This is a genomic window from Paenibacillus sp. JMULE4, from assembly GCF_013337105.1.
Taxonomy (GTDB): domain Bacteria; phylum Bacillota; class Bacilli; order Paenibacillales; family NBRC-103111; genus Paenibacillus_G; species Paenibacillus_G naphthalenovorans.
Map to the genome: position 1 here is coordinate 844,857 of NZ_SGWF01000011.1, position 22,844 is coordinate 867,700.

Below are 22,844 nucleotides of genomic sequence, written 5' to 3' on the forward strand. Positions count from 1 at the left end.
AAGATTATATTAACACATTTTGGACTGCTTTGAAAAGACGTTCGGCTATTTTGTTCGACCTATTGTACTATGAAGCAGGCGTTGAGAAGGACGAACGTATAACCTTGGCCTCAATAATCCCATAAGCTCCAGGGATACGTACCGGGAGGGCGGGAGGAAAAACTCAGGGATTCTTTGGTCACCGGATGCTCGAAGCTGAGCATCGTGGACCACAGCGCGATCTGCTGTCCCGGTCGCGCGAAGCGTCCCCCGTACCGCTGATCTCCCGCCAAGGGGCAGCCGATCTCCGCAAACTGTACGCGAATTTGGTGCGGACGGCCGGTTTGCAGCTCAACCTGTACAAGCGAAAGACCGTCCTGATGATCCAGAACCCGATAGTCAAGAATCGCATCTTTGGCACCGGGTTTGGTCTGCGGAACGACGGTTACCGTATTCGTCTTCGTGTCCTTCAACAGATGGTGTCTCAGCGTACCTTGCGGCGGCAGCGGACGCCCGTGAACCACCGCCGTATACACCTTGCGAATCGAGCGGGTGCGAACGGCATCGGAGAGGCGCGATGCCGCCTTGGAGGTTTTGGCGAATACCATGACGCCTCCGACCGGGCGGTCAAGCCGGTGGACCAGCCCGAGGTAAACATTGCCCGGCTTTTGATAACGCTGCTTCAGATCGGCTTTGATCAGCGTCAGCATATCGGGATCCCCGGAGTCATCCTCCTGCGTAGGCACGTTTGGCGGCTTGATGACGACAATCACATGATTATCCTCATACAGCACCTGTAAGGGATGAGAAGCGCCGGACATTCGTTACGCCTCCCATCGGCCAAGAATTCCGCAGGGGAGCGTAAGCTTGGTGGCGGTAATCGGCAGACCGATTTCGCCGCACGATATCGTTCCCCCGTAAGAACGTCCGAGCGACAACGACAAAATGTTATGGAGCACGGTAGCCGAGAGGCCTGTCGTATAAGAGTTGATCAGGAAAAAAAGCGGCTTGTCCGTCAATATGTTCATGCACGATTCAACAAACGGGTACAGGTTCGTTTCGAGCTTCCACGTCTCGCCGTTCGGGCCGCGGCCGTAGGAAGGAGGATCCATGATGATGGCATCGTACTTGCTTCCGCGCCGCTGCTCCCGCTGCACGAATTTGAACACGTCATCGGTGATGAAGCGAACCGGACGATGGCCGAGGCCTGAAAGCTGCAAATTTTCTTTGGCCCATTGCACGACGCCTTTGGATGCATCCACATGACATACCTCAGCCCCCGCTGAAGCGCACGCTACCGATGCCCCTCCGGTATAGGCGAATAAATTCAACACGCGGATCGGTCTTCCGGCGCTGCGTATCTTATCCATCATCCAGGTCCAGTTCACCGCCTGCTCAGGAAACAGACCGGTATGCTTGAAGCTTGTAGGTTTAATGTGAAAGGAAAGTCCGTGATAAGATATGGTCCAGCGTTCCGGAATGTCGTTTTTGTATTCCCAACGGCCGCCGCCGCTGGAGCTGCGGTGATAGTGTGCGTCGGCATTGCGCCAAACGCCGGTTTCCTTGGCCAAAGGCCATATGATTTGCGGGTCGGGACGTCTCAGAATAATGCTGCCCCACCGTTCCAGCTTCTCGCCTCCGCCGGTATCGATAAGCTCGTAATCTTTCCAATCTTGTGCTGCATACATAAATTGCGACCATCCTTTGTTTATGTTCTTATGCTTAACCGGCCTGAGCCGTTATCCATTTTCACATTCTACACGATTCGGACGGCCGAATCCATCGGAGCGTAAAAAAAGAAGCGTTTCCGGGAAAATATCTGTATCTCATGAATCCCTCTCCTTTTTTATCATGGTTTCGTTCAGCGCATCTTCAAACATATCTTTGAGCTTGTTGCAATATACTTCAATCTGAGTTCCTCTCACTTATCGTTTGAATCGGCAAGCCCATGCCGCGGATTCATCAGCAGGTGCAGCTCCTTACGTAAACATTTCCTTACATTTTATCAATCTTTATGCAGGATAATCGAAATCAGGAAAGTGATTTTTCAAAGATGCAGTAGGGGTGTTATCGAACACAGAAATGAAACGAAAAGGGGATGAATGAATGGTAATGAGCTTGATCCCCGGTCCGGAGGATTTGTATTTATTTCATGAGGGCAATTTATTCCAGAGCTACCGCATGCTCGGCGCCCATTTGACGATAGAGGCAGGCGTTTCGGGGGTACGCTTCTCCGTTTGGGCGCCGCATGCCCGGGAAGTGAGGGTGGTTGGCGATTTTAATCGTTGGGACGGCTCCAAACACGTTATGCAAAAAATCAGCCTCTGGGGCGTCTGGTCCTTGTTTGTGCCCGCTGTCAAAGAGGGGGATTATTACAAGTACGAAATTGCGACTTCGGGAGGCGCGACGCTGCACAAAGCAGACCCTTATGCCTTCTGGTCTGAAGTGAAGCCGGGAACCGCATCACGCATCGCATCTCTCGAAGGTTACGAATGGGCGGATCAGGCGTGGAGGGAGAAAAGAAAGACCACATCGGCCTTTCGTGGCCCTATGAACATCTATGAGGTTCACCTGGGCACATGGAAGAAAAAGCCGGACGGAGGCTACTATACCTATCGCGAACTGGCCGAGGATCTGGTCGAATACGTAAAAGATATGGGATATACCCACATCGAGCTGCTGCCTCTGGCCGAGCATCCCTATGATCGTTCCTGGGGCTACCAGGCGACAGGTTACTACTCGGTGACGAGCCGGTTCGGAACGCCGAAGGATTTCATGTATTTTATAGACCGCTGCCACCAAGCGGGGCTCGGGGTAATTATGGATTGGGTGCCGGGGCACTTCGTGAAGGATGACCATGGCCTTCGCCGCTTCGATGGAGAACCGCTTTTCGAATACAATGACCCTGCACGCGCCGACAAACCGGAGTGGGGAACGCTCTCCTTCGATTTCTCCAAGCCGGAAGTGGTCAGCTTTCTGATCTCGAACGCCTTGTTCTGGATGGATATCTATCATATAGACGGCTTGCGGGTGGATGCCGTGGCCAGCCTCCTGTACCTCAATTTCGGTAAACCGCGCGAAATGTGGGTGAAGAATACCCACGGAGGGGACGAGAACCCCGAAGCGATCGAATTTATAAAAAAATTGAATCGTACCGTCTTTGGTTATGATCCGCATGCGCTGATGATGGCTGAGGATTCCACCGCCTGGCCGCTCGTTACAGCTCCCGTTCATGACGGCGGCCTGGGTTTTAACTATAAATGGAACATGGGCTGGATGAACGATATGCTGAAGTACATGGAAATGGATCCGTACTTCCGGGGCGGCAGCCATTCATTGCTGACATTCAGCTTTATGTACGCTTTCTCCGAAAATTATGTGCTGCCGCTGTCTCATGACGAAGTGGTGCACGGCAAAAAATCGCTGCTTAACAAAATGCCGGGCGATTACTGGCAGAAGTTTGCCAACTTGCGGGTGTTATACGGCTATATGATGTCTCATCCGGGCAAAAAATTACTTTTCATGGGAGGTGAGTTCGGTCAATTTGACGAATGGAAGGATTTAGAAGATCTCGATTGGGAGATGCTCGGCTATGACAGCCATCTCAGCATGCACCGCTATGTTCGTGACCTCAATCACCTGTATTTGCGGGAAGCGGCCTTATGGGAGCTAGATCATCAGCCTGAAGGATTCGCCTGGATCGATCCGCACGATCAGAAGCAAAGTGTCGCCACGTTTATGCGGAAGTCCAGTGATCCTGAGGATGTGCTTGTCATCGTGAGCAATTTTACCCCGGTTTACCATGAACACTATCGAATCGGCGTTCCTTATGCCGGTGAATATGTGGAATTGTTCAACAGCGATGCGGGCGAATACGGAGGCTCCGGCAAGCTCAACTCCGGCAAGCTGAAAACCGAGGAAATTGCTTGGCATGACCGCCCGGACAGTCTGCATATAGGTTTGCCGCCGCTGGCTACGGTGATTTTCAAACCGATCAAAATCAAGCGGAAGCGTTCGAAAGCCAATCGAGGAAGGAGCAGAGCCGATGCGTAAAAAAGAGTGTGTAGCCATGCTGCTGGCAGGCGGCGAAGGAAGGCGTCTAGGATTGTTGACGAACAAGCTGGCCAAGCCGGCGGTGCATTTCGGGGGAAAATACCGGATTATCGACTTCACATTGAGCAACTGCACGAATTCGGGCATCGATACCGTCGGCGTGCTGACGCAGTACCAGCCGCTTGTGCTGAATACTTATATCGGTATCGGAACGCCGTGGGATCTCGACCGCAAGAACGGCGGGGTTACCGTGCTCCCTCCCTATATGGAGCAAAGCGGAGGAGATTGGTACAAAGGTACCGCGAACGCGATTTACCGCAACATTTCGTTTGTCGAGCAGTACGATCCCGAGTATGTCCTGGTCATTTCAGGAGACCACATCTACAAGATGGATTACGATGTGATGCTGGATTTCCATAAGCGCAGGGGCGCGGACGTGACCATTGCCGTGATTGAAGTTAAATGGGAGGAGGCCAGCCGCTTCGGCATTATGAGCGCGGATGAGGATCAATGCATTATCGAATTCGTTGAAAAGCCGGAGGAGCCGAAGAGCAATCTCGCTTCTATGGGCATTTACATATTCAATTGGCAGGTGTTAAAGGAATACTTAATCAAGGACGAGGCGGATACCGGATCCAGCAAAGATTTCGGCAAGGATGTCATCCCCGCTATGCTGCGCGACAATTTGAGGATGATGGCTTACCCTTTTGCGGGGTATTGGAAAGATGTCGGTACCGTTCAAAGTTTGTGGGAAGCCAATATGGATCTGCTTGAGAATGAACCCGAATTCAATCTCAACGACAGGGAGTGGCGCATCTACTCGGTCAATCCGCTTCAGCCCGGGCAGTATGTAGCGCCGACGGCGCAGATCAGACGGTCGCTGGTGAACGAAGGCTGCTGTGTATTCGGTGAAGTGGATCATTCTGTGCTTTTCTATGGAGTGGAGATAGGAGAAGGCAGTTTGATTAAGGATTCGGTCATTATGCCGAACGTCAAGATCGGGAATAACGTAAAGATTTATAAATCCATTATTGGTGAAGGAACGCTGGTGGAGGACGGCTGCATCATCGGGCAACCTCAGGAGGAAGGCGATCAGGACATCATTCTGATCGGCAGTAACGAACGCATCAGGATGACTACTTCTTCGGTGAGAGGTGATTTTGCATGAAGCGAATGATGGGCGTGATTAATCTGGTCAACGAACCGGATGATTTGGAGGAACTGACCTATTCCCGCTGCGTTGCCTCGGTGCCGTTCGGTTCGAGATACCGGTTGATTGATTTTACCTTATCGAACATGGTGAACTCGGGGATTGAGAATGCAGCTGTATTCACACAGCACAAATACCGTTCTTTGATGGACCATCTGGGTTCGGGCAAAGAATGGGACCTGGATCGGAAGCGCGGCGGTTTGTTTATTTTACCGGCCATACTTCATGAGACCACTGGAATGTCCCGGGGGGATTTGTTCCAGTTTTACAGTCATCGCGATTACTTTTACCGTGGCCGTGAGGAATATGTGGTGATTTCCCGCAGCCATATTGTATGCAATATCGATTATAATACCGTGTTGGATTTTCACCTGGAGAAGGACGCTGACGTCACGGTTATCTATACAAAAACGGCGAGCGATGAGTATGCCAAACACCGCCGTTTGGCCGTCAAGGATGACGGGCAGGTGACGGTGATCGAGGATTATTCGGGACGTCTTCGGACCGACAACATCTCGATGGAAACGTATGTGATGAGCAAAGAGCTGCTGCTCGACATGGTCGAATCCTGCCTTGCCCAGGGGTATGACCATCTTGTGCGGGACGGCATTATGAAAAATATCGGCAAGCTGCGGGTTTACGGCTATTTGCACGAGGGGTATACCGGCATCGTAAACACCATTCAAAGCTATTATAAACACAGCATGATGCTGCTGAATCCGAAGGTCTGGCGGGAGCTGTTTTTCCAGAAAAATCTGATCTACACGAAGGTCAAAGACGAACCGCCTGCCAGATACGCAGAGAACGCTCATGCCCGGAATTCGCTTATTGCCAACGGCTGCGTGATCGAGGGCAAAGTGGAGAACAGCATTTTGTTCCGCGGAGTCAAAATCCGCAAGGGCGCATACGTCAAGAACAGCATCATTCTGCAAAACTGCGAGATTGAAGAGAATGTCATCATTGAGAATGCCATTCTCGACAAAGATGTGTTTATCAGCAGAGGCCGTGTGCTAACGGGTGACAAACAAGCACCGTTTATTGCTTCCAAAACCAAGGTGATATAGGATATTGCGGCGTGTCCGGTTGATGGGCGTGATGCCGGTTGCTCGACAGGAGCGTACTTTACAGCGGCTGCTGCCGGATAAGGCGTCACCTCCGATTCGCCCTATTTTCCGGACCGCCTAAAATTAAAGGAGTGGGAGGAAGCCATGAAAGTGTTATTTGCCGCATCTGAAGCCGTACCTTTTATCAAGACGGGAGGACTGGCCGATGTCATCGGCTCGCTGCCCAAGGCACTTGCAAAGCAAGGTCTTGATGTTCGTGTCATCCTGCCCAAATATGAGGGTATTCCGCAGCATTTCGTGCAAAAGATGGAGTCCGTCGCCGTCTTTGATCTGCAGATGGGCTGGAGATCGTTGTTTTGCGGTATCTTGAAGCTGGAGCACGAGGGCATTATTTTTTACTTTGTCGATAACGAATATTATTTCAAGCGTTATGGCTGTTATGGCTACGGTGACGATGCCGAGCGTTTTGCCTTTTATTGCCGGGCGGTGATGGATGCCTTGCAGCACATCGATTTTATGCCGGACATTATCCACTGCCACGATTGGCAAGCCGGGATGATCCCCGTGCTGTACCGGGCCCACTTCAGCTACCAGCCGCCGTATGCCCATCTGAAGACCGTTGCAACGGTTCACAATTTGAAATATCAAGGCGTGTTCGGCAAAGAACAATGTAAGGATTACTTTTCTTTGGGGGACGAGCATTTCCATGGATATGCGCTGGAGCAGCACGGAGGGGCAAGCTTTCTCAAAGGCGGATTGCTGTACTCCGACTTCATTACCACGGTCAGCCCGACTTACGCCGAAGAAATCCAAACGCCGTATTACGGCGAACATCTGGACAGTCTGCTGCGCAGCCAGTCGCACCGGCTGACGGGGATTTTGAACGGGCTCGATTATGAGGAATTCGATCCGATGACGGACCCTCATGTGGAGATCAACTACCGCGATTCGTTAGCGAAGAAACAGCAAAATAAAGTAAAGCTGCAGGAACGGCTCGGACTTCCTGTAAACAAAGAGATTCCTCTGATTGCGCTTGTGACGAGGCTGGTGGATCAAAAGGGGCTTGCCTTGATCGACCGGGTCATCGGCGAGCTGATGTCGCTGGATGCCCAGTGGGTCATTCTAGGTACGGGAGAGCCTCGTTTTGAACAATTGTTCCGCTGGGCCGCCAATGCTTTTGAAGACAAGCTGTCCGCGCAAATCTTATTCGATGAAGGACTTGCGAGGCAAATTTATGCGGGTTCGGATCTCTTCCTGATGCCGTCGCTGTTCGAGCCTTGCGGCATCGGCCAACTGATCGCCATGCGCTACCGCAGCGTTCCGATCGTTCGTGAAACCGGCGGACTGCGCGACACGGTTATCCCTTACAACGATAAGACGGGAGAGGGTACAGGCTTCAGCTTCACCCATTATAATGCGCATGACATGCTGTATACGGTGGAGCGTGCAGTCAAGCTGTACCGCGACCCTAACGTTTGGGCGAATTTGATAAGCAATATCAAGAAGAAAGATTTCAGCTGGCGCAAATCGGCTCAGCAGTACGCCGGCTTATACCAAAGCCTGGTGAATTAAGCGTTACCGGCTGCGGGAAAAAGGGACCTTCAAAGGTCTCTTTTTTGCATATGCAGGGCAGGAGGATGGAATAGGGAAGGTTCATTGTAAAATAACCCTATCTTTATTAAACTGAAGATACAGAAGAAACAACAAAGATGAAAGCTGGGATTTGACATTGTGTTTAATTTTGTTTGCTTATCATGCACACGAAACCTACAAGCTGATCGTTGCCGCCAATCGGGATGAATTTTACGATCGGCCGACAAGTCCCGTTCATTATTGGGAGGACCATCCTCATATCCTTGCCGGCCGGGATTTGTCCAAAATGGGGACGTGGATGGGGGTGACCACCGCCGGACGTTTTGCGGCTTTAACGAATTATCGCGACCCGAAGGAAGTGCTGGAGGGGAAACGCTCGCGTGGGGAGCTGGTTGCCGATTTTTTGAAGGATCATCAGGCCCCTGAGTCTTACATGCTTGAAGCAGCGAAAAAGCGCGATCGTTATCCGGGCTACAATTTGCTGGCTGGGGATGCGGATGAGCTGTATTACTATTCCAATATCGAGAATAAGGTAAAAAAGGTGGGTCCGGGTATTTATGGTCTCAGCAATCACTTGTTAAATACCGATTGGCCCAAGGTTCGGCGCGGGAAAGAAGGGTTGGCTGAAATCATAAACGGAGGCCGGGGGGATATGGCAGAACGGATCTTGGCTTTGCTCCGGCAGGATGATCCCGTTTCGGATGACCTGCTTCCCGATACAGGAATTTCCCTGGAATGGGAACGCCTACTTTCTCCTATTTTTATTCAAAGTGAACATTATGGAACCAGGAGCTCCACCGTTTTATTGATGACGGATAAAGAAATTTATGTCAAGGAGCGGGTCTATTCGACGGAAGGAACGAACGACCGGCAATATACGATTACACGATAAGGGATGGGGAGTGAAGACGCTATGATCAATAAACGATTTACCTTGAGCGAGGCGAACGCGATGCTGCCGCGATTGGTCGAGGATCTGCTGCGGCTGCAGGCATTAACAAGACAGTTTGAGGACAAGTTTCAGGAGCTGCAGAAGAAAAAGGCGCTGCACAAACATTTCATACATACGGAGGATGAGAAGGACCCGTTTTTCGAGGATGAAAGTCAGCTTGAATTTATGCGGATCGAAGTGGATCTTTTCATAGAGAACTTCACCCGGCAAGGCGTTCTTCTGAAGATGATCAATCCCGGTTTGCTTGACTTTCCAGCGGTAGTGGACGGGAAGGAAGTGCTGATCTGCTGGAAGCAGGGGGAAGAGCGCATTACACATTACCACGGCTGGCATGAGGGGTTTATCGGCCGGAAAAAGCATCCTGAAGCCCGACGGGCATTTGAAAGCCGGATAAGCTGATGATGATATCCCCATTGCGGGCCGGCTTCCTGAACGGTGTAAATCTAAAAAACGGGCAGCCCGGAATGGCTCTCCCGTCCCGGACTGCCTTTGCGGCGGCATAGGAAATCAGGCCTGAACGGCCTCGTCATAATACATCGTCTCCTTGTTGAAGGAGCGGTTAATGGTTAAAAAGGCATGAAGAAGTTCAAACATTTCCGATTGGTTGAGCTCCAGCTCGATGCGTTCTGCCGTCTCTTTCTGTTCGGATACTCGAAACCGGATCGATTTGTCATTCGAGTTCATTTGTAATTCCAGCTGATCCTTCTTCAGCACGCTTTCCCACATGAAATATCACCCATCCCTTTCCTTTTGCATTCTACGGTAACCCCGTCTGTTGAACACGAATAAATATATGCGTGCGCTGCGGAGATGATGACAGCACATCGGTATTTACTTTGCATGGAAAGAGGGAGCGATAGTAAAATCCTTGCAGCAAGGAGTGGAGCGAATGACGGAGGAAACCTGCAGGCATGAAGCTAAACGAAAACCAGTCAAACCGGGGGGTTCGGAGGAATCCTTCTTTTTGCGTTCGGTTGAAACGTTCAATTGCAAAAAAAATATGGAAAAAACATGTTGTATTTTATAAAGGGATTGATTATAATGGCAGTAGAAATCAGCTAAACGTTTCGCTGAGAAGAGCTCAAATCTATCAGCGGTTTTATTCGGGCAGCGTTTCCGGGCTGGTTAACAATTTTATTAGTTTTTTTACAGGTTTATATTCAGGTTTTATACGATCGATAAATATGGGATTGATTACGCTTAATTTGCCATAGGGCATGGAAAGTTATAGGGTGAAAAGACGCTATTTTGTTTGATTTTTTAATTTGTTAGCTAAACGTTTAGCTAAACGTTTAGCTGGTTGATCGGAGGGTTAGGCGATGGCGACGATGAAAGATATCTCAAAAATGGCCGGGGTTTCCATTGCGACCGTATCGGCAGTAATCAATAAATCCGCATATGTCAGCCCCGAGCTTACGGATAGAGTCAATAAAGCAATCGAGGAATTAAATTACAGGCCGAATGCAGTGGCGCGAAGCTTGAAATTGAAAAGCACCAACACGGTAGGCGTGATCATGTCGGATATTTTAAACCCTTACTATCCGACAATCATCAAAGGGATGGATGATGCCGCCATCCAAAATAACTATAGTCTGATTCTTTGCAACACCTCCAACGAGCAAGGAAGGTTCCTCACCTATCTGGACCTGATGGTGGAAAAGCGGGTGGACGGTTTGCTTCTGGCCAATATCTCGAGTCAAGAGGACTTGCAAAAAGTGGAGAGCACGGGGTTAAAATATGTGCTGCTTAACCGGAAGCCGCCTGCTTATGATAAAAATTATGTGGGAATCAACAATCCGCTGGCCACCGAGCTTTCCGTAAAACATTTAGCTAAGCAGGGGCATAAAAGGATCGCTTATTTATCCGGTGATTTACAGGTTTCAACAGCAAGGGAACGATGGGAAGGCTTTGTCAGCGGAATGAACCAGAACGGGCTCCCGATCGACGATACCCTTATTTTTCATGGGGATTATACCCAGGAATCCGGTTATGCCAATGTAAAGAAAATGCTTGGCGAAGTGAAAGAGCTTCCGGACGCCATCTGTGCCGCAAGCGATCTCGTGGCCTTCGGTGCGGTAAAGGCTTTGAGGGAGGCCGGTATCCGGGTTCCCGATGATATAGCGGTGATGGGAAACGACAATAACCCGTTCTCTGAAAACTTTATTGTTCCCTTGTCCACCATTGCTCACCCTACCTATGAGATGGGGAAAAATGCGATGGAGTTCCTGCTGCAGATGATCGAGAATCAGAATGAAATTCATCACCGGCAAATTATATTAACTCCGTCATTGATTGTACGCGAAAGCTGCGGCAGCTCAGCTTAAAGCTGGCTGTCGCTTCATAATAAACTTTCTGGAGGGAAAAAAATGAAGGATGTTGTTATCGTAGGTGCAGCGCGTACGGCGATAGGAACCTTTGGGGGCTCGCTGAAAGATGTTCACGCCGCGGACCTGGGAGCTATCGTAATCAAGGAAGCATTAAAGCGTGCCCAGGTGTCGCCTGAATGGGTTGAAGATGTGATCGTCGGATGTGTCGGTCAGGTTGCTGAAAGCGCTTTTATAGCAAGGATGGCCGCACTTCGGGCCGGGCTGCCGACCCATAGCAATGCCTATACCGTAAACCGCTTATGCGGGTCGGGCCTGCAGGCGATCAATAGTGCCGCTCAAGCGATCCGTGCGGGAGAAGCGGAAATTATTGTCGCCGCCGGTACGGAGAACATGGACCAATTGCCATATTATGTAAGAAAAGCGAGATATGGCTACACCTTCGGCCACTCTCAATTGGAGGACGGATTATTAACCGCTTTAACCGATCCTTTCGGGAATTACCCCATGGGCATGACGGCAGAGATTGTCAGCAAGCGCTTTAATATTTCCCGTGAGGAGCAGGATCAGTTTGCGTTTGAAAGCCAGATGAAGGCCGCAGCAGCCATCGACCAGGGGAAATTCAGGGGGGAAATCGTACCGGTTCAAATTCCGCAGCGCAAAGGCGAAGCGATTGTCTTTGATACCGACGAGCATCCGAGAAGAGGGACGACGCTGGAAAAGCTGGCTGCGTTAAGACCGGCCTTCCAGGAGGGCGGAACCGTCACCGCAGGCAATTCGTCCGGCATCAATGATGCCGCAGCAGCCGTCGTCGTGATGAGCGCCGATAAGGCAAAAGAGTTAGGGCTGCGACCGCTGGCCTACATACGCGAGCAGGCAATGGCTGGCGTTGAGCCCGAAATCATGGGCTTTGCACCGGCTCCCGCTGTGAAGAAGCTGCTTCAAAAATCGGGATTAAGCTTGCAGGATATCGACTTGCTGGAGCTGAATGAGGCCTTTGCATCACAAGCGGTGGCCGTGATCAAGGATTTGGAGATCGATCCGCTCAAAGTGAATGTGAACGGCGGAGCCATTGCTCTTGGACATCCGATTGGAGCAACCGGTTGTATCCTGACAGTGAAAATACTGGCCGAAATGGAACGGCGCGCCTCCAAATACGGAGTGGTAACCATGTGTATCGGCGGAGGCCAGGCGGTAGCTACGCTATTCGAGAGGGCCTGATTTCAAGAAGGCCGGCCTCAACCGTTTACAATACTAAATAAAAAATCGATAGAGGAGAGATAGGCATGATTAATTTAACAGGAAAATCAGCAATTGTAACCGGTTCGGGCAGAGGCATCGGAAGAGCGATCGCGGTGAAGCTTGCCGAGCTGGGTGCAGCAGTAACCATTTGCGATATTAGCGAAGAAATAGCGTCCGCGACGGTGTCCGAGCTTCGCCAAAGAGGATTGGAAGCCGACTATTTCGTGCTAGACGTCGCGAATGCGGATGCGGCACGCGCCTTGATTGAGAAAACCGCAGAAAAGCGCGGAAAGCTGGATATTCTCGTCAATAATGCCGGCATTAACCGGGATGCCATGCTTCACAAAATGGAGCGCAAGCAGTGGGATGAGGTGATTGCCGTAAATCTGACAGGAACCTACAACACGATGCAGCCTGCGAGCATTCAGATGAGAGAACAAAAAAGCGGTCGCATCATCAATATTTCCTCGTCCAGCTGGATGGGCAATATCGGGCAGGCGAACTATGCTGCCTCCAAAGCAGGGGTAATCGGTTTGACGAAGACGGCATCCCGGGAACTGGCCAAATATAACGTAACCGTGAATGCCATCTGCCCCGGATTCATCGATACCGATATGACCCGGGGCGTACCGGATAAGGTTTGGGACTTGATGATCTCCAAAATTCCAATGGGCCGTGCGGGCGCTCCTGAAGATGTAGCCAACCTTATTGCCTTCTTGGCATCGGACACGGCTTCCTATATTACCGGTGAAGTGATCAATATCGGAGGTGGCATGGTGCTTTGACCCGGAAGGTGAAAGTTTCAACCGCTGCGGAAGTGGCGGCGAGCTTGAAAGACAACAGCACGATCCTTAGCACCGGTTTCAGTTTAATCGGAGTGGCGGAGGAAATTTATCAAAAAATCGAGGAGCGCTTTCTGGACACAGGCTCTCCAAGGGATTTGACCTTCGTTCATTCGGCCGGCCAAAGCGATACAAAGCGAGGCATGGAGCATTTGGCGCACGTCCCGCTGCTCAAGAGAATTATCGGTTCTCATTGGGGGCTATCCCCAAAATTAGAACATCTCATCCATCAAAACCAGGTGGAGGCCTTCTGCCTTCCTATGGGCCAGATCCTCTCCATGTACAAGGCGGCCGCTTCAGGAAAGCCGGGGGTACTGTCCAGGATTGGACTTGCAACCTTCGTCGATCCCCGGTTTGAGGGAGGGAAGATGAACCGGAAGGCCCGGGATAGCGGTTTTGAAGTCGTTCAGAATTATACGCTGCATGGAAAAGAGTATCTCTTTTATCCAAGCCTGACCTTTGACTTGTACATTGGCAGGGGGACCACGGCAGATGAGTTCGGCAATATCACAATGGAAGACGAATGCGTCAAACTGGAAGTGATGCCGGCTGTTCAAGCCGTAAAAGCATCCGGCGGCAGGGTCATTTTTCAAGTAAAGCGGCTCGTTAAAGGCCACTCGCTGCCACCGAAGGAAGTGGTTATCCCTGGTATTCTGGTTGATGAAGTCGTCGTTTGCCAAAATCCGTTGGAGAATCACCGGATGACTTCATCCGACTATTATAATCCGTACTTGTTAGGAACAATACAAGAGCCTTACAGCAGTTCTCATCCTGTAACGGACCTCGATATGAAAAAGCTGATCGGTCGAAGAGCCGTGCTGGAGATGAACGCCGGGGATACCGTGAACCTGGGCGTGGGTATTCCCGGAGATTCGATTGGCGCCATCATTGGAGAGGAGAAGCTGGACAGCCAGCTCTCTTTGTCCATTGAAGTGGGAAGCATTGGCGGGATAAGCATTGGCGGAGGCGATTTCGGCGTAGCTAAAAATGCCGAAGCGATCATTGACAATTCATACCAGTTCGATTATTACAACGGGTGTGGCGTAGATATCACCTTTATGGGGGCGGGTGAAATCGACCGTGAGGGGAATGTGAATGTAAGCAAGTTTGGACATCGTTCTCCGGGGTGCGGGGGGTTTATCGATATCACCCAAACCGCTAAAAAGGTCGTATTTTGTTCCACCTTTACCACAGGCGGGCTTGTCATAGAAGTGGAGAACGGCCTGGTCCGGATCAAGCGCGAAGGAAGAGTGAAAAAGTTCGTTCACATGGTCCGGCAGATTACCTTCAACGGGAAGTTTGCAACGGCTCATCGACAACCGGTTCTCTTTGTAACGGAAAGAGCGGTGTTTCAGCTGACGGATCAGGGAATGGAGCTCATCGAGATTGCTCCGGGGATCGATTTGAAAAAAATGTATTGGATCAAATGGAATTCGCTCCTCAGGTTTCTCCCAATCTTAGATTAATGGATGAACGAATTTATTCTTTGGGTCTTATGCATCTCGCAGCCCAATGTAATAAAGATAAAGATCAAGCAGACCAAAAATTGGGGAGGGTTCTGAATGAAAATGTGGTTTAAGAAAGCAACGGCAGTATCGCTTGCCGGTCTGTTGGCAGCAAGCTTGGCGGCATGCGGTGCCGGGAGCTCGGGTTCTTCCGCTCCGAATGCTGCCGGAGGGGCGTCGAATGAAGGCGCGAAAGCGGATGAAGTGTTGATTGGGGTGCTTTATCCCACATCGGGAAGCTTGGCCCGTTTAGGCGGCGCAGCCTTGAAGGCGGTTGAACTGGCTGCCGAAGATATTAATGCGGCCGGAGGAATTAAATCGCTTGGCGGCGCCAAAATTAAATTGGAAATCGTAGATCCGGGTGACAAACCGGAAACGGCAAAATCGGCAACGGAGCGTCTGATTCAAAACAAAAAGGTATCGGCGCTGACAGGAGATTACTCCAGTTCGTTATCCCTGGTCACATCCGAAGTGGCGGAGAGAGCAAAAATCCCTTTTGTAACCGCTTCCGTATCGGATAATTTAACATCCCGCGGAATGAAATACTTGTTCCAGATTTCACCGAAAGGCTCCATGTTCGGAAACACCCAGGTGAAGTTTGCGAAGGAGTATCTCGTAGAAAAGCTTGGCAAGCAACCCAAAGTTGCCATTGTATTCGAAGAAACCAGCTATGGCACATCGACTGCAGAGGGACTAAGCAAAACCGCCAAGGAATTAGGGCTTGAGGTCGTGCTTTCCGAGCCGTATCATGCCAATTTCGCCGACGCTGCTCCTCTGGTAAACAAAATCAAAGCTTCTGGAGCGGAAATATTGTTCCCGGTCTCTTATCTGCAGGATGCGATTCTGATCCAAAAAACGGTTAAACAATTGGGCCTGAACATTACGACCGTTGGCGGAGGGGCCGGCTATCTGATGCCTGAATTCTACAAGGAATTAGGCAAAGATGCAGAAGGCGTTGTTTCCGTAGCCTCTTGGAACCTGGACCTGAACAAACCGGGTATTGAGGATATCAACAAGCGCTACACCGAAAAGAACGGCGAGTTTATCACAGAACATTCCGGTGAAGCTTATTCGGCTACGTGGGTCATCGCACATGCGATTGAAAAAGCGGCGTCCACAGACCCGCAAAAAATCCGTGAAGCCTTAGCTTCTCTGCAATTAAAAGAAGATGACAAAGGGAACATCATGCCGGGCGGCAATATCGAATTTGACCAGACCGGATGGAATAAGAATGTGTATCCGGTGTTGATTCAATGGCAGGAAGGAATTCCCAAAACGATTTATCCTGAATCCGATGCAAAGGCCCAATTTAAGTAAGGAAACCGGGGGAGGGGGACTTTCCTCTCCCCGTCAGGCAAGGAAGATGACCGGCCAGATGAAACGAAACTGAAACTGTACAGGCGGTGAGATCATGGAATTATTCGTGCAGGTGCTGATCAATGGACTATTAATCGGCGGAATCTATGCCCTGATCAGTATCGGATTAACGCTGCTGTTTGGAGTCGTAGATATTGTAAACTTCGCTCATGGCGAATTCGTTATGCTAGGGATGTACACGTCTTACTGGGTTTGGGTCTTTAGCGGAATGGATCCGCTGGTCACCTTATTTATTTCGGTTCCGGCCATGTTTATCGTCGGGGTCGTCATTCAGAAATATTTGTTTACGCACATCATGAAGGCGCCCCCGCTAACGCAAATCTTTTTGACCGTAGGACTGCAGTTGGCTTTACAGAATGGTGCCCTGATGATGTTCGGGTCAACGACCCGCGCCATTAATTTCGGCTGGAGAGAGAGTGTAATCCGGTTCGGCGAGTTCGTTGTTCCCGTCAATATGCTGGTCGCTTTCGTGCTTTCGATCGTCATGGCTGCGCTGCTGTTCCTCTTCCTCTCCAAAACCGATTTGGGCAAGGCGATGAAGGCGGCAAGATTGGATCGTGAAACCGCCATGCTGATGGGGATCAATACGAACCGTATTTTCTTAATCGCAGCAGGCATATCGGCGGCTCTCACAGGTGCGGCCGGCACGGCCATCGGTACTTTTCAGTATGTACAGCCGCTTGCCGGAGCGCATTTTGGGCTCATGGCCTACATTGTTGTCATTCTTGGCGCGCTGGGGAATTTAAAAGGAGCCTTTGTAGGCGGACTCATTCTGGGGATCGCCGAATCGATGGGCATTCAGTATATTAGCGCAAACTCCGGTCTTCTTGCAGCCTTTATCCTTTTCCTTGTTGTATTGATGATCAAACCCAATGGACTATTCTCTTCAAAGGGAGCGACATAAGATGAGCCTTCAAAAAGAGCAATTCAATGATGCCGTGGCGATGAAATCAAACGCGTCAATCAACCTGGCCGATACGGCCGGTTTGAAACGGTTTTCTCTTACGGAGCCCAGGGTGTACGTACCCGTTATCGCACTTATTCTGTTCGCTTTGGTCCCCTTGGCGGTGAACGAATACTATCAAAATATACTGAATATGATTTTGATTTTCTCCATAGCGGGTGTTTCCTGGAATATATTCGGCGGATATGCTAGGCAGGTTTCGATCGGACATGCGCTTTTCTTCGGGATTGGCGCTTATACGTCCACGTTATTGCTAGTCAAGCTGAATGTGAGTCCATGGATCGGGATGCTGGTCGGCGGAATCTTTTCGGTTATTGTCGGTTTTGTGATGGGAATGAGCCTAATGAAGCTAAGAGGCCATTACTTTGCGATTGCAACAATCGTGTTCTCCCAGGTCGCTTTGCTGCTGGTAACCAAATTCCGTGGCTTTACCGGGGGAGCGGAGGGTCTGTCCGTTCCTTACATGGAATCCTTTCTGATGCTCCAGTTTTCCACCAAATTGCCTTATTTCTATATTTTTCTCGCGTTTCTTGTGGGGATGCTCTTCCTTGTGAAAAAAATCGAACGCTCCCGTCTGGGCTATTATATGGTGGCCATGGGGCAGGACGATCAGGCGGCGAAAGCGGTAGGCGTGAATATTCCGCGTGTGAAGCATATCGCATTGGCGATCAGTGCGTTTACGATGTCCATGGTCGGCACATTGTACGCGCAGTATATGTATTTCATCGAGCCCAAATCGGTGTTTGACATTCCTTTGTCCGTTGAGTTTGCCATGGTATCGATTATTGGCGGCTTAGGTACGGTCATGGGGCCGGTCATCGGCGCTATCGTCATGAAGCCTTTCATTGAGATTGCAATTACGATCACCGACTGGCTGGGCTTCAGCTCGGTTCAAGGACTCAATTACTTTTGTACGGTATTATCTTGGTTATCGTGGTTATCGTACTGCCCAACGGTTTAATCAGCCCCCTGGCCAAATTGTACACGAAGCTTCTTGATATTCTTCCGGGCGGAAAAGCAGCGAAGGGAGGCAGTCAAAGATGAGTCAACCGATTCTGGAGGTAAACCACTTGTCGAAACGGTTTCGGGGGCTGCTGGCTGTTAATGATTTGAGCTTTCATGTCAATAAAGGCGAAATCCTGGGGGTGATCGGGCCTAACGGTGCAGGGAAATCCACAACCTTTAACCTCATCACAGGAGTATATTCCCCGGATACAGGAGAGGTGAAGCTGAACGGCCAGAACATTACCGGGTTATCTCCCAATGAAATCTGCAAAAAAGGGCTCAGCCGTACGTTTCAAGTGACCCGCCCTTTCGGGGATATGACTGTGCTGCAGAATGTGATGGTGGGCGCTTTCCTGAACACGCCGAATCCCCGGCGTGCCGAGCAGCAGGCTCTGGAGATGGTCGAATTTGTAGGACTGGGCGATAAAAAACACGCTGTAGCCCGCACGCTTTCGATCATTGATCAACGCAGACTGGAATTTGCCAGAAGCTTAGCTACCGAACCTGCATTATTGCTTTTGGATGAAGCTTTGGCCGGATTAAACGCCATGGAAGTGGAGGAAGCGATCGAATTGATCTGGAAGGTCAAAGACGCCGGCGTTACGCTTGTGGTGATAGAACATGTGATGAAAGTCATTAATACCATCTCGAATCGGGTTGTCGTCTTAAACTTCGGCGCCAAGCTGGCGGAAGGCGTTCCGAAAGAGGTCATGAACAATTCGGCCGTCATCGAGGCCTATTTGGGGAAGGGGTTTGCACAGCATGCTTAATGTGGAAAATCTGCATGTATCCTACGGTGCGATTAAAGCTCTCCAAGGCATATCCTTGAATGTACAGCGAGGGGAGTGCGTGGCGATTGTTGGAAGCAATGGTGCGGGTAAAACGACGCTCCTCAAAACGATTTGCGGTCTCTTGGCTCCGCTTCAGGGACGTGTTGAGCTGGAAGGAGTCAATCTGATCGGCAAACACGCCTACGATATTGCGAATATGGCGGTTGCCCACGTCCCGGAAGGCCGCAGAGTGTTTGCCGAGATGTCGGTATTGGATAATCTGATTCTGGGTTCCTATGTGAAGGAAGCGAAAGCCCGCCGTAAGGAAAGCCTGGATTATGTTTTCAGTCTTTTTCCCCGCCTGGCGGAAAGGAAGGATCAGTTGGCGGGAACGATGTCCGGAGGGGAGCAGCAAATGCTCGCCGTAGCCCGGGGGTTAATGCTAAGGCCAAAGCTGCTTATATTGGATGAGCCATCGTCGGGCCTGGCGCCTATCATCGTGGAACAAATGTACGAGAAACTGGGTGAAATCCACCGTTCTTCCGACATGGCCATGCTTGTTGTCGAACAAAATGTGCCGATCGCGTTATCCATTGCGGACCGGGGATATGTACTGGAGAACGGATCGATCAACCTGTCGGGGACCAGCAATGAGCTGATGGTCGATCCCGAAGTGAAGGCCGCCTATCTTGGCTTTCATTGACAGGTATGGAAGGAGTGTCGCATCATGCCTGGCATCTATTTCGAGGAATATCAAATAGGGCAAACCTTTCGTACGCCCACACGCACCATCACGGAAACGGATGTCGTTTATTTTTCCGCCATGTCGGGGGATATGAACGAGCTGCATACGAGTGAAGAATTTGCCAAAGGGAGCCCGTTCGGCAAGCGGTTGGCTCAAGGCCTGCTGGGATTGTCGATCTCCCATGGTCTGATGTTTCGCCTGGGCTTATTCGACGGCACCGGCATTGCCCTGCTTAACATTGATCAGTGGAAATTTACAGCGCCTATTTTTTTCGGGGATACGATTCACGGGATCGTTACGGTGCAGGAGAAAATCGAAAGCAAGAGCAAACCAGACCGGGGGATTATTCATTTTTTTGTGAAGCTGGTTAATCAGGACGGTACGGTCACACAGGAAGGCATCCAAACGGTGATGGTAAGAAGAAACGCAAGCGAAGGGGTGATCGCATGAATAAAGTGGTAAAAGCCAACGACGTACTGACTTATTTGAAAGACGGTTCGACGCTCGCCACGGTCGGATTCACGTTAATGGGGGCCTGCGGGACCATTCTGAACGAGATCGAGCGCAGCTTTCTGGAGACGGGACATCCGAAACATTTGACCTTGCTGCACGGTGCGGGTCAAAGCGACAGGGTCAACGGGATACAGCGTCTGGCTCATCCGGGACTCGTCAAGCGGATCATCGGATCTCACTGGGGGCTTGCTCCCAAATGGGGGGAGCTGATTCACAACAACGAGGTCGAAGCGTATTGTCTGCCGCAAGGGCAGCTGGTACATCTGTTTCGCGCCATGGCATCCGGCAAACCCGGCAATTTCTCGAAAGTGGGGCTGGGCACTTTTATAGATCCGCGGGTGGAGGGTGGAAAGATTAACGACCGCTCCAAACAAAGCGAGGATATTGTAGAAGTCATTCAGCTCCATAACGAGGAATATCTATATTATAAAAGTCACCCGATTGATGTGGCGGTCATCCGGGGAACGACAGCCGATGAAAAAGGGAATGTGACGATGGAGGAGGAAGCCATCAAGCTGGAGGCGATATCCGTAGCTCAAGCAGCCAAGGCTAATGGCGGTAAAGTGTTCGTGCAGGTAAAATATTTGGCCAAAAGCGGCAATCTGCACCCGAAGCAAATTGTCATTCCGGGTATCTATGTGGACGGGATCATCATTGCGGAGAATCCGATGGAAGAGCATCGGCAGTCCTCATCGTTTTTCTTCGATCCTGTGTACTCAGGGGATGTGCGGGTGCCGGAATCGGCTGGCAGGTCCTTGCCGTTAAACGTTCGAAAGGTTATCGGCCGCCGGGCCGTCATGGAGCTGTTCCCGAATGCCGTTGTGAATTTGGGCACGGGGATTCCGGGTGATGTGGTGGGGCCTATTACCAATGAAGAAGGAATCCATCAGGCGATTACCCTGACGATTGAATCCGGGGTCATCGGAGGCATCCCCGAGGGAGGTATAGATTTCGGAATTACCAAAAATGCAGAGGCGATCATTGAGCATGGCTACCAGTTTGATTTCTATAACGGCAGCGGAGTCGATGTGACCTTTATGGGGCTTGCCGAAGCCGATCGCGAAGGCAATGTCAATGTGAGCAGGTTCGGTACCAAAACCGTAGGCTGCGGAGGGTTCATCGATATTACTCAACCGGCCAAAAAAGTGGTGTATTGCGCAACCTTCACGGCCGGAGGGCTTGAAGTGGCGATTGAACAGGGCAAGCTGAGCATTGTGAAGGAGGGGAAGGCCAAAAAGTTTCTTCAGCGGGTAAACCAGATTACATTCAGTGGTCGTTATGCCCGGGATCGGGGCCAGCCTGTCATCTTTGTGACCGAAAGAGCCGTCTTTGAGCTGAAAAAGGAAGGTCTGGTCCTGACGGAAATTGCGCCGGGGGTAGATATGGACCGGGATATTTTAGGCCTGATGGACTTTAAACCGATCATTTCCGGCACACTGAAGACGATGGATTCACGGATTTTCAAGGATGAGCCGATGGGTATTGCCGATGAATTTTTTCAAACATCTGCTTTGACGGTACGCAAATAAGCGGAGGGAGTTGGCTTGCAATGCTATCTGTCATTAAGAATGTAACCGAAATTGTTTGGGGAATCGGAGCCGTCGAGAAGGTTTCCGAGCTTGTAGCCAAAAACAAGGCCAGGAATGTCCTGGTTATTACGGATAAAGGCATCGTCAATTCCGGGGTGATTCGTGCGGTAACCCATCAATTGTCTCAGGTGACCTATGAGGTGTTTGATGAAGTAGAGCCTAATCCGTCTGTACGGACGGTGGATAAAGCCGTAGAGATATGCCGCCGGTTGAATGCGGATATGCTGATCGGCGTAGGCGGAGGCAGCCCGATCGATGTGGCCAAGGCGGTCGGCGTCCTTCATGCCAATGGCGGATCCATCGTCCAGTATGAAGGGATCGATACTTTTTCTAAACCGATTACTCCGCTGTTGGCCCTTCCAACGACTTCCGGCACGGGAAGCGAGGTGACCTCCTTCACCGTGATTACGGATACGGAGCGAAACTATAAGCTGACGGTCGGCGGCGTGCTTGTAGCAGCAAAATGGGCGGTGGTCGATCCGCAGCTGACGGTCACGGTTCCTGCAAAAATTACGGCAGCGACAGGCATTGATGCGCTGGTTCATGCGATCGAGTCGTATACGTCTTTGGCATCCTTCCATTATTCGGAGGTTCTCGCTTTGGATGCGATGCAGCTGATTAGCGCGAACCTGCGCCAAGCGGTATATCATGGGGAGAATCTGCGGGCCAGAGAGAACATGCTGCTGGCCAGCCTGCATGCGGGGCTTGCGTTTAATAATACCCGGCTGGGCAACGCGCATGCCATCAGTCATCCGTTGAGCGCCTTTTTCGGGATCGCTCACGGAGTAGCCAACGGGATTTTGCTTCCCGTCATTATGGAATTCAATGTCCTTGCCTGCCCTGAAAAATTTGCCCGGATTGCGGAAGCCATGGATTCCTCCGTATCGGGAAATGTACTGGAAAAATCTTACAAATCTATCGAGATCGTTCGTCAGCTGGCAAAAGACATCGGCATCCCCTCATCGATCTCAGAGCTGGGAATCGATAAGGAAGCGTATGAAAAAGCCATTCCCGAGATGGCTCAAGACGCGATGAAGAGCGGGAACATCAAGGTTAATCCCCGCTTGACCAGGCTGGAGGATGTCACCGCTTTGTACCGTCAAATTTATTGAACAGG

Annotated in this window: 21 protein-coding genes; 18 read left to right on the forward strand and 3 right to left on the reverse strand. The window is 50.7% G+C overall.

The window, feature by feature from the left end:
* Nucleotides 1-110: 110 nt before the first annotated feature.
* The gene (locus EXW96_RS09400) at nucleotides 111-800 is read right to left on the reverse strand and encodes an RluA family pseudouridine synthase (protein ID WP_174350399.1); all 690 of its coding nucleotides are present in this window, start codon (nucleotides 798-800) and stop codon (nucleotides 111-113) included.
* 3 nt (nucleotides 801-803) lie between these two features.
* Nucleotides 804-1,667, reverse strand: coding sequence for a class I SAM-dependent methyltransferase (locus EXW96_RS09405; protein ID WP_054817796.1), 864 nt, complete (start codon nucleotides 1,665-1,667; stop codon nucleotides 804-806).
* Nucleotides 1,668-2,091: 424 nt separating this feature from the next.
* Between EXW96_RS09405 and glgB the strand changes: the two genes are divergently transcribed.
* From glgB to EXW96_RS09435, 6 genes are all read left to right on the forward strand, one after another.
* A complete protein-coding gene (gene glgB / locus EXW96_RS09410) occupies nucleotides 2,092-4,032 on the forward strand; it encodes a 1,4-alpha-glucan branching protein GlgB (protein ID WP_217437319.1) in 1,941 nt (646 codons plus the stop codon).
* Nucleotides 4,025-5,200 (forward strand): glucose-1-phosphate adenylyltransferase, encoded by a 1,176-nt coding sequence (locus EXW96_RS09415; RefSeq protein WP_174350400.1) that lies wholly within the window; start codon nucleotides 4,025-4,027, stop codon nucleotides 5,198-5,200. The genes glgB and EXW96_RS09415 overlap by 8 nt, the downstream gene beginning before the upstream one ends.
* Nucleotides 5,197-6,306, forward strand: a complete 1,110-nt coding sequence (gene glgD, locus EXW96_RS09420) for a glucose-1-phosphate adenylyltransferase subunit GlgD (RefSeq protein ID WP_074726826.1) — start codon at nucleotides 5,197-5,199, stop codon at nucleotides 6,304-6,306. The genes EXW96_RS09415 and glgD overlap by 4 nt, the downstream gene beginning before the upstream one ends.
* Nucleotides 6,307-6,450: 144 nt before the next feature.
* Entirely contained in the window at nucleotides 6,451-7,878 is a 1,428-nt protein-coding gene (gene glgA, locus EXW96_RS09425; protein ID WP_074726827.1) for a glycogen synthase GlgA, read from the forward strand.
* A 151-nt stretch (nucleotides 7,879-8,029) separates the two neighbouring features.
* Entirely contained in the window at nucleotides 8,030-8,791 is a 762-nt protein-coding gene (locus tag EXW96_RS09430; RefSeq protein WP_309225052.1) for an NRDE family protein, read from the forward strand.
* Nucleotides 8,792-8,812: 21 nt separating this feature from the next.
* The gene (locus tag EXW96_RS09435; RefSeq protein ID WP_174350401.1) at nucleotides 8,813-9,250 is read left to right on the forward strand and encodes a DUF2203 domain-containing protein; all 438 of its coding nucleotides are present in this window, start codon (nucleotides 8,813-8,815) and stop codon (nucleotides 9,248-9,250) included.
* A 108-nt stretch (nucleotides 9,251-9,358) separates the two neighbouring features.
* Here EXW96_RS09435 and EXW96_RS09440 read toward each other — a convergent pair whose 3' ends face one another.
* A complete protein-coding gene (locus EXW96_RS09440) occupies nucleotides 9,359-9,577 on the reverse strand; it encodes a hypothetical protein (protein ID WP_054817799.1) in 219 nt (72 codons plus the stop codon).
* Between the two features lie 593 nt (nucleotides 9,578-10,170).
* Here EXW96_RS09440 and EXW96_RS09445 point away from each other — a divergent pair.
* From EXW96_RS09445 to EXW96_RS09500, 12 genes are all read left to right on the forward strand, one after another.
* Nucleotides 10,171-11,175 (forward strand): LacI family DNA-binding transcriptional regulator, encoded by a 1,005-nt coding sequence (locus EXW96_RS09445; RefSeq protein WP_054817801.1) that lies wholly within the window; start codon nucleotides 10,171-10,173, stop codon nucleotides 11,173-11,175.
* Between the two features lie 42 nt (nucleotides 11,176-11,217).
* Nucleotides 11,218-12,396 (forward strand): thiolase family protein, encoded by a 1,179-nt coding sequence (locus EXW96_RS09450; RefSeq protein WP_174350402.1) that lies wholly within the window; start codon nucleotides 11,218-11,220, stop codon nucleotides 12,394-12,396.
* Nucleotides 12,397-12,461: 65 nt separating this feature from the next.
* Entirely contained in the window at nucleotides 12,462-13,202 is a 741-nt protein-coding gene (gene fabG / locus EXW96_RS09455) for a 3-oxoacyl-ACP reductase FabG (RefSeq protein ID WP_174350403.1), read from the forward strand.
* Nucleotides 13,199-14,725: an acyl CoA:acetate/3-ketoacid CoA transferase gene (locus tag EXW96_RS09460; RefSeq protein WP_254611297.1), complete on the forward strand. Its 1,527-nt coding sequence runs from the start codon at nucleotides 13,199-13,201 to the stop codon at nucleotides 14,723-14,725. Before fabG ends, EXW96_RS09460 begins: the two co-directional genes overlap by 4 nt.
* Nucleotides 14,726-14,821: 96 nt before the next feature.
* Complete coding sequence (locus EXW96_RS09465; RefSeq protein WP_062408813.1) at nucleotides 14,822-16,081, forward strand: ABC transporter substrate-binding protein; 1,260 nt, start codon at nucleotides 14,822-14,824, stop codon at nucleotides 16,079-16,081.
* A 94-nt stretch (nucleotides 16,082-16,175) separates the two neighbouring features.
* Nucleotides 16,176-17,045 (forward strand): branched-chain amino acid ABC transporter permease, encoded by an 870-nt coding sequence (locus EXW96_RS09470; RefSeq protein ID WP_062408812.1) that lies wholly within the window; start codon nucleotides 16,176-16,178, stop codon nucleotides 17,043-17,045.
* A gap of 1 nt (nucleotide 17,046) precedes the next feature.
* Entirely contained in the window at nucleotides 17,047-18,066 is a 1,020-nt protein-coding gene (locus EXW96_RS09475) for a branched-chain amino acid ABC transporter permease (protein ID WP_174350404.1), read from the forward strand.
* Nucleotides 18,067-18,145: 79 nt separating this feature from the next.
* Nucleotides 18,146-18,880 carry an ABC transporter ATP-binding protein gene (locus tag EXW96_RS09480; protein ID WP_062408810.1) on the forward strand — a complete coding sequence of 245 codons (735 nt, stop codon included), beginning with the start codon at nucleotides 18,146-18,148 and terminating at the stop codon, nucleotides 18,878-18,880.
* Nucleotides 18,873-19,583, forward strand: coding sequence for an ABC transporter ATP-binding protein (locus EXW96_RS09485; protein WP_054817807.1), 711 nt, complete (start codon nucleotides 18,873-18,875; stop codon nucleotides 19,581-19,583). Before EXW96_RS09480 ends, EXW96_RS09485 begins: the two co-directional genes overlap by 8 nt.
* Before the next feature lie 24 nt (nucleotides 19,584-19,607).
* Nucleotides 19,608-20,075, forward strand: a complete 468-nt coding sequence (locus EXW96_RS09490) for a MaoC/PaaZ C-terminal domain-containing protein (protein ID WP_054817808.1) — start codon at nucleotides 19,608-19,610, stop codon at nucleotides 20,073-20,075.
* On the forward strand, nucleotides 20,072-21,667 hold the full coding sequence (locus EXW96_RS09495) for an acyl CoA:acetate/3-ketoacid CoA transferase (protein ID WP_137669744.1): 1,596 nt from the start codon (nucleotides 20,072-20,074) through the stop codon (nucleotides 21,665-21,667). Before EXW96_RS09490 ends, EXW96_RS09495 begins: the two co-directional genes overlap by 4 nt.
* Nucleotides 21,668-21,687: 20 nt before the next feature.
* Complete coding sequence (locus EXW96_RS09500; protein ID WP_174350405.1) at nucleotides 21,688-22,839, forward strand: iron-containing alcohol dehydrogenase; 1,152 nt, start codon at nucleotides 21,688-21,690, stop codon at nucleotides 22,837-22,839.
* The last annotated feature ends 5 nt before the right edge of the window (nucleotides 22,840-22,844 follow it).